The organism is Chloroflexota bacterium (assembly GCA_038040195.1).
Taxonomy (GTDB): Bacteria; Chloroflexota; Limnocylindria; order QHBO01; family QHBO01; genus DASTEQ01.
This window is the reverse complement of sequence record JBBPIR010000043.1, coordinates 1-1,162: the sequence shown is the minus strand read 5'-3', so window position 1 is coordinate 1,162 and position 1,162 is coordinate 1. Positions and strand designations below refer to the sequence as shown.

The window sequence follows — 1,162 nt, the reverse complement described above, 5'->3', positions numbered from 1 at the left end:
GTGGCGGTCGCCCCGCTGACCTGGAGCTCAGCCGACAGCGGACTCTCATGGTTCGATTCGGGTGACTGTTCCGTCGTGTTTGTTGGCGACCTAGACTGAACTGACTCCGAGTTCTCCCGACATCTGTCGGGGGATTGATAGTGCCTTCAGCGTGACGACCCCCGCCCAGCTGGGCGGGGGTCGTCCGCGTTGCGACTCAGGCTCCGCGCTTCACGCCAATGAAGTTCGAGAGGAGTCGCATGACCAAGGATGACGCCCTGTTCGGCTACCGCTGCCAGGTCTTCGATCTGGCCGGCCGCACGACGATCACCCACGCCTGCCGCACGTTCGGGATCCACCGCTCGACCTACTACGCCTGGAAGGCCCAGGTCGACCGCGGCGGGCTCGAGAGGCTGCGCCCGAAGGAGCGACGTCGCCCGCAGATGCCCAACCAGCTCTCGGCGGTGATCGAGCAGCGGATCGTCTCGTTTGCGATCGCCCACCCCGGGCTCGGGCCAAAGCGGATCTCCTCCGAGCTGGGGCGTGAGAAGTGGGGCGCGATCGCGGTCTCGCCCTCGGGCGTCTACAACGCCCTGCGCCGCCACGGCCTCAACACCCGCAAGCTGCGGCTGTCGCTCGTCGCCGGCTACCGGGCGCCCTACGAACCGCCGCGCGAGCCACAGCCAGAGCCCCACATCGACGTCTCACGCCCCGGCGAGCTGGTCGGCATCGACTGCTTCAAGGTCGGTCGCCTGAAGGGCGTCAACGGGGACGTCTGGCAGCTGACCGCGATCGACGTCTACTCGAGCTTTGGCTGGACCGATCTGGTCGTCTGCCCAACCGGCAACCCGAGCGCGAAGCAGACCTCCAAGCTCGCCAGGCGGATCGCCGCCGAGCTCTCGCAGGCGGGCTGGCGCCTCGAGCGGGTCCTCTCCGACAACGGCAACGAGTTCAAGGCCGGCTTCCACGAGCTCGTCACGGGCCAGCTCGAGGGCCGCCACACCTACATCCGCTCCGGGCGCCCGCAGACCAACGGGCACGTCGAACGCCTGCATCGCACGATCCTCGAGGAGTGCTGGCGGCCGGCCTTCGCCCGCTACCTCTATCCCCGCTACACGGGCCTCAAGCGGGAGCTGGAGCGCTACCTCGCCGACTACAACTACGACCGCGTCCACCACGGTCG

The 1,162-nt window shown here is 68.2% G+C and carries 1 protein-coding gene; it reads left to right on the top strand.

Going from position 1 to position 1,162, the window contains the following annotated elements; all coding sequences use genetic code 11:
• Positions 1-239: 239 nt before the first annotated feature.
• The coding region (locus AABM41_09910; GenBank protein MEK6192608.1) for a helix-turn-helix domain-containing protein at positions 240-1,162 on the top strand (923 nt) is incomplete at its 3' end.